We start from the raw sequence: 14,992 nt of genomic DNA, 5'->3' as shown, positions 1-14,992 counted from the left end.
CTCCTCCGCCGCCCCTGGTGCTCCCGCCCCTGCCGATCGTCTCCCCGGTTGTCGCGGCAGGCGGAATCGGCTGCCAGGCAGCCGCTTTCGTCCTCCCGGTCGACCAGCCGAGTGCGGGCTGGATCTGCGTGCACCCCACTCCCGCCGGAGCGCCGCCCGCCATCGGCGCGGAATGCTGGGCCAATGGCTTCCCCGGACACTGGGATCCGTTCCCGGTGGTCAACTGGGTCTGCGTCCCCGGCGCACCCCTGCCCCCGCCACCGCCCGCGGAACCGGTCGCACCGGACCGGGCCCCGCCGCCACCGGACTCCGCCGCCCCGGACCAGGCGCCGCCGCTCGCGGAAACAGTTGCCGCGGACCAGATCTCGCCGCGCTAGATGCCGGAGACGTCCGCCAGCTGCCCGATGCCGTAGGTGACGGCCATGGCGAGCGCGCCGCCTATGACGACGCGCAGGACCGCTCGGCGGGGATTGCTCCCGCCCAGTCGGGCGCTCACCGAGCCGGTGATCGCCAGCGCGATGAGCACGGCCACGAAGGTGACCGGGATTCGCCAGGACTCCGGCGGGAGCAGGATGGCGAGCAGGGGGAGCAGCGCCCCCAGGGTGAACGACACGGCCGAGGATATGGCCGCCTGCCACGGATTGGTGAGTTCGGTTGGGTCCAAACCCAATTCCGTCTCGGCGTGGGCCCGGAAGGCATCGTGCGCGGTGAGCTCCCGCGCGACCTGGCGGGCGGTCGCCGGGGACAGGCCCTTGTCCTGATAGATCTGCGCCAGTTCGGCCAGTTCGAAATCCGGCTGTTCCGCGAGCTCGCGCTTCTCCTTGTGCAGCAGCGCCCGCTCGCTGTCGCGCTGGGTGCTGACCGAGACGTATTCACCGGCGGCCATGGAGATCGCGCCCGCGGTGAGTCCCGCGATGCCCGCGGTGAGGATGGTGGACGTCTCGCTCGCGGCCGCCGCGACGCCCACCACCAGACCGGCGGTGGACACGATCCCGTCGTTCGCGCCCAGCACTCCGGCCCGCAGCCAGTTCAGCCGCGTGGCCAGTCCTTCGCCGTGTGGCTCGTGCGGGTGGGGTTGGCCGGTATTGCCGGAATCGGCGGTCGATTCGTCCACATTCGCAGCCTAGGACACCTGCGTGTCTGTCATGTGGACCGCGCGCCGAGCGTGCCATGACTCTCGTTTTGCGGCAATTGCGAACTTGTAGCTGGAACGATGGTGATCATGGTCCGCTTCTGCACTCGCTACTGGTCTGCGCTCGTCCCGCCGCTAGCCGCCGTCGTGCTGGCGATTACCTGGGGTCGCGACCTCGGTCCGATCGCGGGCACCGTGGTGACATTGGCCCTGGTCGGCGCGGTGCTGGCAGCGGTCCACCACGCCGAGGTGGTGGCACACCGAGTAGGCGAACCGTTCGGCTCGCTCATCCTCGCGGTCGCCGTGACCATTATCGAAGTCGGTCTCATCGTCACCCTCATGCTCTCCAGCGGCGACAAGGCGGCCTCCCTCGCCCGCGACACCGTCTTCGCCGCCGTCATGATCACCTGCAATGGCATCTTCGGCCTATCCCTCCTGGTAGGCGCGCTCCGCCGCCGCGTGGCGGTCTTCAACTCCGAGGGCACCGGCGCGGCCCTGGCCACCGTCGCCACCCTCGCCACGCTGAGCCTGGTGCTGCCGACCTTCACCACCAGTGAACCGGGCCCGGTCTTCTCCGCCTCACAACTGGCCTTCGCGGCGGTGGCCTCGCTGGTGCTCTACGGCGTCTTCGTCATGGTGCAGACCGTCCGCCATCCCGACGACTTCCTACCGGTCGAGGAGAGCGGCGTCGCCGTCGACGGCGACCACGAGGACCCGCCCACCAAGCACCGGGCGCTGCTCAGCGTCGGCCTGCTGCTGGTGGCGCTCATCGGCGTGGTCGGGTTGGCCAAGACCGTCTCGCCGTCCATCGAATCCGGTATCGCCGCAGCCGGTTTGCCGCCGTCGGCGGTCGGCGTGGTGATCGCCATGCTGGTGCTGCTGCCGGAGACCATTGCCGCTGTCCGGTCCGCGCGCCGCGATCAGGTGCAGATCAGCCTGAACCTGGCGCTGGGTTCGGCCATGGCGAGCATCGGCCTGACCATTCCGGCCATCGCGCTGGTGTCCATCTGGATCGAGGGCCCGCTCATGCTCGGCCTGGGCGCGACGCAAATGGTGTTGCTCGCGCTCACGGTAGTGGTCGGTGCGCTCACGGTGGTACCGGGTCGCGCGACCCTGTTGCAGGGCTGCGTGCACCTGGTGTTGTTCTCCGGCTTCGTCTTCCTGGCGGTCAGCCCGTAGCGCTCAGGCGTTCCAGCGGTAGATCTGCCCGTCGCGTAGTTCGTACGACGTCGCGGCTTTCGCGCCGCGGTGGGACAGCTCTGCCATGACCTTGGTGCGGCCGCGGGTGGTGTGGCCGTCTTCGGTCCAATGCACGTACGGGTGAACCAGTTTCGCGAACGCCGTCCAGTCACCGGCCTCGATCGCGCCCATGACTGCCGACACGGTGTTATCCACGGTTGTCAGTGAACACGCCGGGCGCCGTCGCGGGGAAGGGTTCGGCCGAATATAGGTCGCGCGGATCCCCGGCCGACCCGCATGATTTTGGATTGCTGCCAGTTCACTCCAAGGGGCGGTCAGGTATAGCTCACTCGCCCGGAAGCCTCGTGCGAGAAGTTCGCCGACAGAGTGGTGGGCGTCGTATTGATAGCGGATCAGCTCTGATAACACGTTCCAGAAACCCCATCTACGGGCGGTTATGTCAGGTTTACCTGCATTGCGCCGCTGTGTACCCGTCAGTAGCTTGGAGTCTCCGATCACACCTCGAACGGATTTGTTGTAACTCGTCGTAACCATTAGCTTTGATGGCAGGCAGTGTTGCCGATCACGGAGAAGATGATTTGAAGCTCGTCCCTCGACGTCGATTTCGACGCCCTGATGAAGTAGTGCCGCGATGACCCGGGTCCTCCCGAAGAACGCCCCCACCGCGGTTCGCATCGTGCGCGACAACTTCTCCGACACGGTGGTCTCCTCGCTGCGCACCTTCGGCCGCGCGGCGGGCATCGCCCGGGATTCGGTCACCGGAACGTTCGGCGATATCGCGCGCGGGCAGTTCCAGTGGAAGGAAGCCATCCTGCAGGCGTGGCGACTGGTCACGGTCACCGCGATTCCCGCCATCCTGATGGCGATCCCCTTCGGCGTCATCGTCTCGGTGCAGGTCGGCAACCTCATCCGAACCCTCGGCGCGGATTCGCTGCTGGGCGCCACCGGCGGGCTCGGCGTCATCAAACAGGGCGCGCCCCTGGCCACGGGCTTCCTGCTCGGCGGCGCGGGCGCGGCGGCACTGGCGGCCGATCTCGGCGCGCGCACCATCCGCGAGGAGATCGACGCGCTGAACACCATGGGCATCAGCCCGATCCACCGGCTGGTCATCCCCCGCCTGGTCGCCATGATCTTCGTGGCGCCGCTGCTGAACGTGCTCATCATCTTCGTCGGCGTGCTCGCCGGTTATGCGGTCGCCGTGGGCGGCCAGAACGTCACGCCGGGCAGCTACTGGTCCACCTTCGGCTCCTTCACCACCACCGCCGATGTGTGGGTATCGCTGCTGAAGGCCGTCGTCTTCGGCTTCATCGTGGTGATCATCTCCTGCCAGCGCGGCCTGGAGGCCAAGGGCGGACCGCGCGGCGTGGCCGATGCCGTGAATGCCGCGGTGGTGCTGTCGGTGGTGTCCATCGTGATCGTGAATCTGGTCGCCACCCAGATCACCGCCATGTTCCTGCCCACGAGGCTGGCCTGATGTCGGCGACGTACGTCCCGAAGGGGCTGGGCTGGGCGGCGCGCTTCTATCGCAAACGCGGGCTGATTCTGCGCCGGGTGGAGAACCTCGGCTTCGTACTGTCGTTCGTGTGGCAGGTGCTGTCCTCGATTCCGCTGACGCTGAAGCGGTATCGGGACGAGACCATGCGGGCCATCACCAATATGACCTGGGGCCGCGGCTCCATCATCGTGGGCGGCGGGACCGTGCGCCCATGATGATCGTGCTCGGCCTGGTCATGGGCGCGTCGGTGGCGGTGGAATCGTTCGCCACCCTGGACATGCTGGGCATGGGCCCGGTGACCGGCCTGGTGTCGGCCTATGCGACCACGCGCGAGCTCGCGCCCATTGCCGCGGCCATCGGCTTCGCGGCGCAGGCGGGCTGCCGCATGACCGCCGAGATCGGATCCATGCGCATCTCCGAGGAGATCGACGCCATCGAATCGCTGGGCCTGCGCTCGGTGCCGTTCGTGGTGACCACGCGCGTGCTGGCCGGTGCGGTGGCCATCATCCCGACCTTCCTGATAGCGCTGATCCTGTCGTATCTGGCCTGCCGCGGGCTCATCACGCTGGTGCACGGCTCCTCGGCGGGCGTGTACGACCACTACTTCTTCCAGTTCGTCTCCGGATTCGACGTGATCGCCGCGGTCGGCAAGGTGGCGATCTTCGCGACGGTGGTCATCCTGATCCATTGCTACTACGGCTTTTTCGCCACCGGCGGTCCGGAGGGCGTGGGCATCGCGTCGGGTAAGGCGGTGCGCGCCAGTTCGGTCGCCATCATCGCCCTCGACATGGTGCTGTCCATCGGGCTGTGGGGCTTCAACTCGGCCATCACGTTTACGGGGTAGAGGATGCCGAACTACGGAATGCCGGGTGTCGCCGTGGACCGCAAGCGGTCCATGACGGTGGGTGCGGTCGCCATCGCGCTGGTGGTCGCGGTGCTGGCGGCCTGGTCGCTGTACCGGTCGCAGAAAGACGAAGCCGGACTGCCGATCTCGCTGCGCACCGAGCAGATCGGCGACGGCGTGCTGGTGGGCACCGATGTGCGCATGAACGGCGTGCTCATCGGCAAGGTCACCGAGATCGAACCGGATCAGCGCGGCACCCAGCGCATCGGGTTGCGGCTGGACGAATCCCGGCTGTTCGGGGTGGACGATTCGGTGCTGGTGGATTACGCGCCCGCGAATCTGTTCGGCATCAGCGAGATCGAGCTGCGTCGCGGGCCCGGCGGCGCCCCGCTGCGAGCGGGCGCGGTCCTCGATATGACCGGGGCCAAGGCGACCGCCGTGTACGACGCCACCATGGGGTCGATGCTGCGCAGCATGTCGCAGGTCGGCGGCTCGGTGCTGACACCGCAGATGGCCTCGGTCATCGCGCAGGCCGCAGCCGATACCGAGGCGCTGACGCCCTTGGCACAGGCCATCATCACCGCGGCGCGGACGGTCACCGAGAACCAGAAGATGCCCATGTCGGAGCTGTTCGGCGAATTGGGCCCGGCCTTCGACGGCGGCGGGCAGTTCGCGGGCGCGACCGTGCAGGCGGTGGACATGATCCGCAGCCTGCAGCGGTTGCAGCAGGACCGGGACGGGTTCGATCAGCGGCTGTCGCTGGTCACCGGGCAGTTGTTGCCGGTGCTCGCGGGGACCCTGGGCACGGCCGGAAGCGAGCTGTCCGGCTTCACCGACATGCTCGCGCCGCTACTGGCCATGCTGGCGCAGATGGTGCCGCGGCCGCAGCAGTCCTCGGCGGAATTGACCGCGCTGCTGAACAACCTGCGCGCGGCCATGCCGGACAACGGGCAGGGGCCGGTGCTGAATGTCGAGGTAGATCTGCGCGGCGTGCCCGCCGTCGCGGTGCCGCTGCTGGGAGGTGTGCGATGAGTGTCAAGGCGGCGGCGTGGCGGCTGGCATTGTTCGCCGGGGTGATCGTGGTGGTGCTCATGTTGGTGCTCACCGCGATCCAGCGGCCGGTCTCCGGCGACACCGAGTCCCATGACGCGCTGTTCACCGACGCCAATGGCCTGAAGGTCGGCGATGACGTGCGCATGTACGGCGTGCAGGTCGGCAAGGTGAAGAGCATCGATCTGGACGGCGTGAACGCGCGAGTCCGGTTGTCGGTCAAAACCGATGCGCCCATCTACGACAACTCCACGCTGGCCATCCGGTACCAGAACCTCACCGGGCAGCGGTACATCGACTTGCAGCAGCAGCCGGCGCCCGGCAGCCGGATCGCGGCCGACGCGCGTATCGGAATCGAGCGCACGGTGCCGTCTTTCGATGTGACGAGCCTGTTCAACGGCCTGAAGCCGGTGCTGGCCACGGTGTCTCCCGAGGCCATCAACCAATTCAGCGCCAGCATGGTCGCTTTGATCGAGGGCGATGGCGGCGGTGTCGGACCGGCCATGGACGCCATCGGCAAGCTGGCCTCCTACGTGGAGAACCGGCAGCAGGTGATCGGCACGCTCATCAAGAACATGTCGGATCTGGACGACCGGCTCAGCGGGCGGGTGCACTACCTGGTGCCGCTGTTGGAGCAGCTCACCAATATTTTCGAAGCGCTGCAGCAGAATATCGGCGGCCTGGCTCAGTTCGCCATGACCGCGCCGTCGGTACTCGGACCGGTGGACAGCCTGCTGCGCACCCTCGGCATCAACAGCGGCAGTGATGTGGACGCATTGATCCGCAAACTCTTCCCCGATGCGAAGGAGGCGCTCGAGGTCTTCGGCAGACTGCCCGCGGTGCTGGCCGCCGCCGATGCCTCGCTGCCGGATCCCTCCGGATGGAAGCCGTTGTGCAGCAAGGGAAATGCGGAGGTGCCGTCGGTGATCGGCGTGCTGGTGCAGGGACAGCGGGTGGCGATATGCAACGGATGAGATTGCCCCGCTTCCTGGTTCGCGACGACCGGGTCATCGACGAGGGCACCTGCAAGAAGCGGGAACTGCGGCGCGGCATTGTCGGCGCGGTCCTGGTGGGTGTGCTGCTGCTGGGGGCGGGCGTGCTGTTCGTGGTGCCGTTCGGCAAGCACACCTACACCGCGGAACTGTCCGAGGCGCAGTCGGTGAAGGCGGGCGACGACGCGCGCATCGCGGGCATTTCCGTGGGCGAGGTGAAATCCCTGGAACTGAAGCCGGACCGGGTGGTCATGCGCTTCACCGTGAATTCCAATGTGTTCCTGGGGGATCAGACCTCCCTGGACGTCCGCATGCTCACCATCGTCGGCGGCCACTACGTCTCGGTGTTCCCGGCCGGTGCACAGCCGTTGGGGGACAATGCCATTCCCATGGACCGGGTGCGGCTGCCCTACAGCCTGACCCAGACCTTTCAGGACGCCGCCGCACCGCTGGCCGCCATCGACGGTACGACGTTGAACCGCAACCTCGCCGCGCTCGGCAACTCCCTGGAAGCCGCCCCGGAGACCCTGCGCACCACATTGCAGACGGTCGGCACCTATGTGGACGCGCTGGACCGCCAGCGCACCCAGGTGTCCAATGCCATCTCGGTGGCCGACGAGTACGTCCGCATGTACGACGGCGCGAAGACCGATCTGGGGCGGCTGATGGACAATGCCAATCTGCTGGTCACCGTGCTGGAGGCCAAGCACACCGAAATGGCCGAGGCCATCCGGCTGCTCAGCGATGTGGTCGGGCGGCTCGGCGGCGCGCAACCGACCTGGGATGAGCTGAAGCCCGTGATCGACGGCGCCATCACGCAATTGGAGCAGCTCGGCGCCAAGTTCCAGCCGACCCTCGACGCCGCGCACGGCTTGCAGCAGAAGCTGTCCGCGCTGGTGATTCCCGAGGGCGGCGTGACCATCGACCAGTCCCAGCAGACGGTGACCCTGCCGCAGGTGTGCGTGCCGGTGCCCGGAAAGGACTGCTGATGTTCAAGCGCATGCTCGGCTCGCAGTGGTTCATGTCGGTCGCGGGCGCGGTGCTGGTGGCCGTGCTGGCGGCGGTCGGCTACTTCGTCTACTTCGATCCGATGAAGAAGACCGAGTCCTACACCGCGCTCATGCCGGACGCGGTGGGCCTGTACGTGGGCAACAAGGTGACCATGCGGGGCATACCGGTGGGCACGGTCGATTCCATCGAATCCGAGGGCGCCAAGGTCGAAGTCGGCTTCTCGGTCGACGCGCGGTATCCGATCTATGCCGATGCCGCCGCCACCACGGTCGCCGATTCGATTGTGGCGGACCGGAATCTGGCGATCCTGTTCAGCGGCAAGAATCTGGAGCGCTGGGATCCGGCGCGGCCGATCACCAAAACGCTGACGCCCAAGAGCATTACCGAGACGCTGACCGCGCTGGCGGATCTGTCCTCGGAATTGCAGGCGGCGCAGGCGCCCGATGCGCTCGCGCGCGGTCTGGCCGGACTGGATGCCGCCACCGCCGGTGCGGGTCCGCAGATCAACGAGATCGTGAAGAAGCTGGGCTCGGCGCTGTCGCAGCCCGATGCCGATATCGCCCATCTGGCCGGGATTTTCGATGCTTTCGCGTCGGTGGGCGAGAAGGTGGAACAGCATTGGGCGATCTGCGCTCCATGCTGCTGCGCCTGGCTCCCGCCCTGGAGAACGCCAGCAACGAATTGCTCGGTCCCGGTGCGGAATTGATCGATCGGCTCGGTCAGGCGCTGCCCATGCTCAATGATCTGGTGACCATTGCCGGGGATCCGATCATGCGGGCCCTGGACGACACCCTGCCGCTGGTGCGGTTGCTGCGCGCCAATGTCGGCTCGCTGTCGGAGATCATGCTCAAACTGCCGGTGCTGACCAATGCCGCGAAATCCGTCATGACCGACGGTGTCGGGTACGCGTCCCCGCGGGCGGCCCTGCCCGCGCCGCAGGCCGATCAGGTCCGTGCGGCGGTGAACGCGCTGACGCCCGGATCGTGCACCGATGCCGCCGACGGCATGGTGAATGTCCTGCTGGTGCCCCTCGTGCTCGGAATGGCAGGTGCGCGATGAGAATCGGACGCTGGGAGATCACGATCGACGGTGGCGCGGTGACCGCGCGGGCGGTCCGGCCGCAGCGCGCGGCGGGGGCCGGGCGGGCCGGTGTGGCTGCCAAGCGGGCCGGTGCGGCTTTGCTCGCGGCCGGGCTGCTGGCCGGGAGCGGCGCGTGCTCGTTCGACCCGTCCTCGGTGCCGGTGCCCGGCACCACGGTATCGGGACCGACCTATCGCATTCACATCGAGTTCGGCAATGTACTGAATCTGCCCGCGCGGGCGAAGGTCATCGCCAATGGCGCGCAGGTCGGTTCGGTCGCCGGGGTGCGCGTGGTGGAGGCGTCCAAGTCCGGCGGGCGCGGCGGCTATGTGGTCGTCGACGCCGATATCTCGGACAAGGTGCAGTTGCCCCTCACCACCATTGCCGAGTTGCGGCAGAACACCGTGCTCGGTGATATCCATCTGGCGCTGACCACCCCGACCGACGGTTTCGGTTCGCTGCTGTCCGACGGCGGCACCATCGCCCAGGAGCGCACCCGCCCCGCGGTGCAGCTCGAGGACACCATGGCCGCGCTGGCCGCCTTCACCCAGGGCGGCGCCGTGAATCAGTTGCAGGACATCATCAATCGGTTCAATGCGGTGCTGCCGCAGGATCCGAACGAGACCAAGCGCATTGCCCAGAACGCCGCCGCCAATGCGGTGGACCTGGCCGCCAATCTCGACGATGTGGATTCGTTGCTGAACGGGCTGGGCGTCAATGCGCAAGTGCTGCACGATCGCGCCGACTTCCTGGATCACCAGCTGAGCCAGGAATCGGTGGACGCCATGACCGGCATCGCCCACTCCATCGCGGGCGTCACCCAGATCTTCGCCGTGCTGGGCCAGCTGGGCGGTTCGCTGACCTGGCTCGCCCCCATTGCCACCTCCGGCAATGCGGCGGTGCAAGCCTTCGTGCCGCTGGCCTTCTCGGGCAGCCCCCTGGATCTGTCGCAGTCGTCGAATCTGATGCTGCTGGTATCGCTGTTGCGGGACAAGCTGATTCCGTTCGTGGAACAGGGACCGAAGGTGAATGTCACCGGCGTGCAGGTCGATTCGGTCTCCCGCGACGATCAGGTCGGCAATATCCTGTCCACTCTGCGCATGATCGGAGCAGTCCGATGAGGCGCTCGACTTTTTGCTCCGCAAAGTGGGGTTCCCTGGCGTCGCTGGGCGGTATCGCCGCCGTCACCGTGGTGGGCGCGAGCTACCTGACCTTCGGCGTCGTCCGCGCCGACCCTTTCGCCGAATACACCAATGCCTCCATGGTGCTGGCCAATTCCGGCGGCCTGAGCGTCGGTTCCCCGATCCTGTTGACCGGCATGAAGATCGGCAAGATCACCTCGGTGCACAGCACCGTCCGCGGTGTCGAGATCGGCTTCCGCGTGGACGCCGACCGCCGGGTGCCCACCGACAGCGTCATCACCATCGAGCAGCTCTCCGCCCTGGGCGAACCCTACGTCGAGTTCCGCCCCCGAACCGGCAACGGCCCCTACCTGACCGACGGCCAGCGACTCGACACCTCCGCGGTCGAATCCCCGCTGTCCATCCCCGAGGTGGCCCGCCTGGTCAACCAGGTCATGAACCAGCTCGACCCGAAGGTCGCGGCCTCCCTCGCGAGCACCCTCGGCGCGGCCTTCGACGACACCGAATCCGCCATGCCGCCCCTCACCCACGCCGGAGATCTGCTGGCCGCCCCCATCATGAGCCGCGAACCCAAAATCGCCCAGCTACTGAACAGCTTCCAGGCCACCGCCATGAACATGGACGGCATCCCCGAAGCAACGGCAGCTGCCGCTCCCGCATTGGTCCAGTTCGCACAGTCTCTCAATGACCTGGTCGAAGCAGTCGGTAGACTCGTCGACAAGGCCCCCGGACCCGAGGCGTATGTCGACGGCAACGGGCTGGCCACCTTCCTGGCACGGCTGACCGACTGGTTACAGCAAGCCGGACCCGAACTGAACACCCTGGCCCCCCAACTGCAGCCGCTCGTAGACGCGGCCCGCACCTCGGCCCCCCAGATCGATATCAGCTCCCTGATCTCGCAAGCGCTTGCCAGCACCGGCGACGGCGCCATGCGCGTACAGGTCAACGTCAAGTAAGTCCCCGAAGGAGAACGCAGATGACCAACGACGCCGATCCGAACCGCGCGGTCGACGCGGAGGCCCCCGCCGTCTCCGCCCCCGAAACCCTCGCGGCCGAGTCCCCTGAGGCCCTCGCGGCCGGGCCCGCCGGGACCCCCGAGGTCGAGTTCGCCAAGGCGGCCCCCACTGCCGCCCCGTCCCCGAAGACGGTGCAACTCAAGCTCTCCACCCTGGCCCTGGCGGCCGCCGCCGTCCTGGTCATCGGCGCCTTGATCACCACAACGGCTCTCTGGTTGTCCGCCCGCGGCGACCTGTCCGACCGCGACGCCCAGGCAGCCGACGAAAAGCACGCCGAACAGGTGGCCACCGACTACTCGGTAGGCGCCTCCAATATCAACTTCTCCGACCTGACCTCCTGGACCACCCGCCTGAAGGCCAACACCACCCCCCACCCTGGCCAACAAATTCGACGCCACCGCCCCGAAGCTCCAGGAAATCCTGGTCCCCCTGAAGTGGACCTCGTCGGCCACCCCCGTAACCGCCAAGGTCGTCTCCCACGACAACGGCGTCTACCAGGTCAACGTCTTCCTCAACGTAACCTCCACCAACGCCCAGAACCCCGAAGGCGTCCAAACCACGGTCACCTACAACGTCACCGTCGACCCCAACAACGCCTGGAAGGTAGCCGACGTAGGCGGCATGAACCTCGCCCTCCCCAAGCAGTAACCCCGAGTCGGGGGCCGCGGAAATTCAGCGGCTCCGGATCGGTTCTCCGGATAGCATTTTCAGCATGACCACATTCGTTCGTCCCGCCATGATGCCCCGCTCACGGGGCCGCTGACGCTGCGCGAACGAATGGTTCGAGGCCCTGTTCACACGGGGCCTCGATTCATATCGCCGATCGGTGCCCCGGCTTTCCCCGGAGGTTCCGATGACGCACACCTACATCACCACCACCATCCCCTATGTCAATGCGCGGCCCCATCTGGGTTTCGCGCTCGAGCTCGTGCAGGCCGATGTGCTCGCTCGCCACCATCGCGGCCGCGGTGCGAGCGTCCGGTTCCAGACCGGCACCGATGACAATTCACTGAAGAACGTGCTGGCCGCCGAGCGGGCCGGTATCGGAGTGCGGGAATTCGTCGATGCGAATGCGGCGGCGTTCGCGGCCTTGCCGCGGCGGTTGTCCGTATCGGTCGTCAATGTCCTCCACACCAGCCGCGACAGCCGTCATCGGCCGGGCGTGGAAGAACTGTGGCGGGCCTGTGCCGCCGCGGGTGACCTCTACCGCAAGCACTACGACGGCCTGTATTGCGTTGGCTGCGAGCAGTTCTACGCACCGGCCGAACTGGCCGATGGGCGGTGCCGCGAGCATGACGCCGAGCCGCAACGGATTTCGGAGGTCAACTGGTTCTTCCGGTTGTCCCGCTACGCCGACCGGCTCCGCGATCTCATCACCTCGGATGTCATTCGGATCGAGCCCGCCGCACGGCGCAACGAGGTGCTGGCCTTCATTGCCGGAGGGCTGGAGGACTTCTCGGTGTCCCGATCCAGCGGCAGGGCACGGGGCTGGGGAATTCCGGTTCCCGGCGACCCGGATCAGGTGATCTACGTCTGGCGGGATGCCCTGGGCAACTACCTGACCGGTTTGGGTTACGGCACGGGCGGCGAGGGGGTGCGGCGCTGGTGGACCGAGTCCGATCACCGAATCCATGTGGTCGGCAAGGGGGTCATCCGCTTCCACGCCGTGTACTGGCCTGCGATCCTCTTGTCGGCGCGCCGGGCGCTGCCCACGCAGGTCCAGGTGCACGACTATCTCACCGTCGACGGCCGCAAGATCAGCAAGTCGGCGGGAACAGCTGTCGACCCGATAGAACTGGTCGACCGGTTCGGCGTCGATGCGGTGCGCTGGTGGCTGCTGCGCGAACCTCCCCGTGTCGGCGAGGTCGATTTCACCATCGATCGCCTCGTGCACCGCACCGATACCGAACTCGCCAATGGCATAGGCAATCTGGTCAACCGGACGGTGGGTTTGGTCCACCGCTATCGGCACGGCCTGGTGCCCCGGGCGGGGTCGCACCCGCCGGGAGCGGAGGGCCTGTGCCGCGTTATCGATGAGGTCGGCGTCGGCGTCGATTCCGCGCTGGCCGACTTCGACTTCCGCCGCGCGACCGGGGCCGTGTGGGCCATTGCCGTGGCGGCCAACCGGTACATCCACACGGTGCGCCCGTGGGAACTCGCCGCGGCGGAACGGCATGGCGGGGTGAGCGCCGAACTGGATGCGGTTCTCGCCATCCTGGTGCGGGCGTGTCACGCCATTGCCGCAGCGCTGGACCCGTTTCTACCGGATCTCGCGGCCCGCATCACCGAGCAGTGCACCCTGCGGGCGGGCGTATTGCCGCTGCCGCGGCCGATCCAGCCCCGGATCGGAGGCTCGCGGTAATCCTCAGTGGCGCAGGTGATCCGCCAGCCGGACGGCCAGGGCCACGATGGTGAGGGTTGGGTTGGCGTGGCCGTTGGTGGGGAAGACGGAGCTGCCCGCTATGTAGAGGTTGTCGATGGCGTGGACGCGGCAGTCGGCATCGACCACGCCGGTGCCGGGGTCGGTGGACATGCGGGTGGAGCCGGTGGGGTGGGCCCAGTCGGTGAGGTGGGCGGGGAGGGGGCTGGCTTCGCGGACCCACTCGTGGAGTTCGGGTGGGGGGAAGCCGAGGCGGGCGAATTCGGTGGCGGCCAGGGCGGCGGCGCGGCGGACGGTCGTGTCTTCCCGGGGGCTCAGTTTCCAGTCGATGCGGGCCAGGGGGATGCCCAGGCGGTCCACCTTGTCGCTCAGGGTGATTCGGCTGTTCGGGTCGGGGGCTTGTTCGACCATGCAGCGGAGTTCGACGTGTTCGAGTTTGCGGGGGAGGCCCGTGTGGTTGATCAGGCGGCGTTTGGCGCCGGAGAGGAGCAGGCCCGGGTTGGTGGCGACAATGCGGGCGTCGTGTGGCGTGAGGTGGCCACGGAGGAGGTTCTTGACCGCCTCCCAGGGGTCGTCGTCGGCGGGGACCTCTTGAATCCACAAGGCGCAGTTGAGGAGACCTTCGGCGGCCTGTAGTTCGGGGGAGAGGGCGACGCCGTGCAGGAAGGTGTGTTTGCCGCTGCGGGATTTGACTACGTATTTGCCGAAACGGTCGCGGGCGGCGGCGGAGGATTGCGGGTCGAGCGTGCCGACCACGCCGCAGCGGTGGTCGAGCAGATAGCGGCCGACGACATCATGGCGATTTCCGACTCCCGCGGGCTCGATCTCATTCGAGGCGAGCAATAGTCGCGCGTTTTCTATTCCGCCGGTGGCCAATACAATTCGAGCGGCCCGGACGGTGCGCGCATTGCCTTCCGCATCGACGACACGTAATGACTCCACATGGGCGCCCGACGGATTCGTATCGATATGCGTCACCGTTGCATTGAGAAGAATTCGAACATTCGACGCCGTGATTCCGGCGGCATGCGCCCCGAAACGCTTGCTGTCGAATGGATCAGCCGGATCTTTGCTGATCTGCCAGAAGTACGGCCGCAGCCAGCGCCGGTCCAGATCCTGGGCGGGCGGTACGCGGTCGGCCAGCTCCCAGAACCGGTCGCCCGTATAACCGCCACCGTAGCCGAGGCCCAAATGTGTTGCGGCCCTGTTCAAATAGGGTTCCACGGTGGCATACCCGATGGGCCAGCCGGAGCACGGCACCCAGTCGCGCGCGGCGAAGTCCAGCTCGTCCAGCGGTGCGCACCGCCCACTCCAGGTGTGCGAGCTGCCGCCCAGAATTCGGTTGCGCGCGTTGCGATATGGCATTGCCCGGGGCGCCCCGACATTGTCTATATCATTGAGTTCGTCGGTGTCCGGCGCGAGCTTGAGCCCCCCGCTCTCCAGCACCAGAACCCGTAGCCGCGTGCCCGCCAGTTCGGTCGCGATGGTCAGCCCCGCCGGTCCGGAGCCGATAATGCACACGTCGGCCCCCAGTTCGGTGTCCCGTACGGCACTCAGGTCGTCGATACGCACCGGAAATCCTTCCGCACCTGCATCCACCCCCTGAGACAGACGCGCTACCCTTGCCCGCGTTCATCTTAACCGCTCAAT

13 protein-coding genes and 2 pseudogenes are annotated in these 14,992 nt (G+C 67.2%); 12 read left to right on the top strand and 3 right to left on the bottom strand.

Going from position 1 to position 14,992, the window contains the following annotated elements:
* Positions 1–377 (top strand): annotated as a pseudogene (locus tag NC4_RS41075) (hypothetical protein); the annotation flags it as partial.
* Here NC4_RS41075 and NC4_RS18870 read toward each other — a convergent pair.
* On the bottom strand, positions 374–1,114 hold the full coding sequence (locus NC4_RS18870; protein WP_067540043.1) for a VIT1/CCC1 transporter family protein: 741 nt from the start codon (positions 1,112–1,114) through the stop codon (positions 374–376). The pseudogene NC4_RS41075 and the gene NC4_RS18870 sit on opposite strands and share 4 nt — an antisense overlap.
* 99 nt (positions 1,115–1,213) lie before the next feature.
* On the opposite strand from NC4_RS18870, the gene NC4_RS18865 reads away from it, so the two are divergent.
* Positions 1,214–2,311: a calcium:cation antiporter gene (locus tag NC4_RS18865; protein WP_067540040.1), complete on the top strand. Its 1,098-nt coding sequence runs from the start codon at positions 1,214–1,216 to the stop codon at positions 2,309–2,311.
* A gap of 3 nt (positions 2,312–2,314) precedes the next feature.
* Here NC4_RS18865 and NC4_RS18860 read toward each other — a convergent pair whose 3' ends face one another.
* Positions 2,315–2,527 carry a hypothetical protein gene (locus NC4_RS18860; protein ID WP_067540037.1) on the bottom strand — a complete coding sequence of 71 codons (213 nt, stop codon included), beginning with the start codon at positions 2,525–2,527 and terminating at the stop codon, positions 2,315–2,317.
* Between the two features lie 436 nt (positions 2,528–2,963).
* Between NC4_RS18860 and NC4_RS18855 the strand changes: the two genes are divergently transcribed.
* From NC4_RS18855 to NC4_RS18810, 10 genes and pseudogenes are all read left to right on the top strand, one after another.
* Positions 2,964–3,806: an MlaE family ABC transporter permease gene (locus NC4_RS18855; RefSeq protein ID WP_067540034.1), complete on the top strand. Its 843-nt coding sequence runs from the start codon at positions 2,964–2,966 to the stop codon at positions 3,804–3,806.
* Positions 3,806–4,671 (top strand): annotated as a pseudogene (locus NC4_RS18850) (ABC transporter permease). The gene NC4_RS18855 and the pseudogene NC4_RS18850 overlap by 1 nt, the downstream one beginning before the upstream one ends.
* Positions 4,672–4,674: 3 nt before the next feature.
* The gene (locus NC4_RS18845) at positions 4,675–5,703 is read left to right on the top strand and encodes an MlaD family protein (RefSeq protein WP_067540031.1); all 1,029 of its coding nucleotides are present in this window, start codon (positions 4,675–4,677) and stop codon (positions 5,701–5,703) included.
* The gene (locus NC4_RS18840; protein WP_067540028.1) at positions 5,700–6,695 is read left to right on the top strand and encodes an MlaD family protein; all 996 of its coding nucleotides are present in this window, start codon (positions 5,700–5,702) and stop codon (positions 6,693–6,695) included. The genes NC4_RS18845 and NC4_RS18840 overlap by 4 nt, the downstream gene beginning before the upstream one ends.
* A complete protein-coding gene (locus NC4_RS18835; RefSeq protein WP_084529383.1) occupies positions 6,692–7,702 on the top strand; it encodes an MlaD family protein in 1,011 nt (336 codons plus the stop codon). Before NC4_RS18840 ends, NC4_RS18835 begins: the two co-directional genes overlap by 4 nt.
* Positions 7,702–8,430 (top strand): MlaD family protein, encoded by a 729-nt coding sequence (locus NC4_RS18830; RefSeq protein ID WP_245721785.1) that lies wholly within the window; start codon positions 7,702–7,704, stop codon positions 8,428–8,430. Before NC4_RS18835 ends, NC4_RS18830 begins: the two co-directional genes overlap by 1 nt.
* Entirely contained in the window at positions 8,343–8,783 is a 441-nt protein-coding gene (locus tag NC4_RS42820; RefSeq protein ID WP_245721784.1) for a hypothetical protein, read from the top strand. Before NC4_RS18830 ends, NC4_RS42820 begins: the two co-directional genes overlap by 88 nt.
* The gene (locus tag NC4_RS18825) at positions 8,780–9,925 is read left to right on the top strand and encodes an MlaD family protein (RefSeq protein WP_084529379.1); all 1,146 of its coding nucleotides are present in this window, start codon (positions 8,780–8,782) and stop codon (positions 9,923–9,925) included. Before NC4_RS42820 ends, NC4_RS18825 begins: the two co-directional genes overlap by 4 nt.
* Positions 9,922–10,902 carry an MlaD family protein gene (locus NC4_RS18820; RefSeq protein WP_067540023.1) on the top strand — a complete coding sequence of 327 codons (981 nt, stop codon included), beginning with the start codon at positions 9,922–9,924 and terminating at the stop codon, positions 10,900–10,902. The genes NC4_RS18825 and NC4_RS18820 overlap by 4 nt, the downstream gene beginning before the upstream one ends.
* Before the next feature lie 913 nt (positions 10,903–11,815).
* On the top strand, positions 11,816–13,324 hold the full coding sequence (locus tag NC4_RS18810; RefSeq protein ID WP_067540017.1) for a methionine--tRNA ligase: 1,509 nt from the start codon (positions 11,816–11,818) through the stop codon (positions 13,322–13,324).
* A 3-nt stretch (positions 13,325–13,327) separates the two neighbouring features.
* Here NC4_RS18810 and NC4_RS18805 read toward each other — a convergent pair whose 3' ends face one another.
* Entirely contained in the window at positions 13,328–14,914 is a 1,587-nt protein-coding gene (locus NC4_RS18805) for a GMC oxidoreductase (RefSeq protein ID WP_067540055.1), read from the bottom strand.
* Between the last annotated feature and the right edge of the window lie 78 nt (positions 14,915–14,992).

The sequence above is a fragment of the Nocardia crassostreae genome, from assembly GCF_001613405.1.
Lineage (GTDB): Bacteria > Actinomycetota > Actinomycetes > Mycobacteriales > Mycobacteriaceae > Nocardia > Nocardia crassostreae.
The sequence above is the reverse complement of the archived record's forward strand: the minus strand, read 5'-3'. Positions and strand labels throughout refer to the sequence as shown.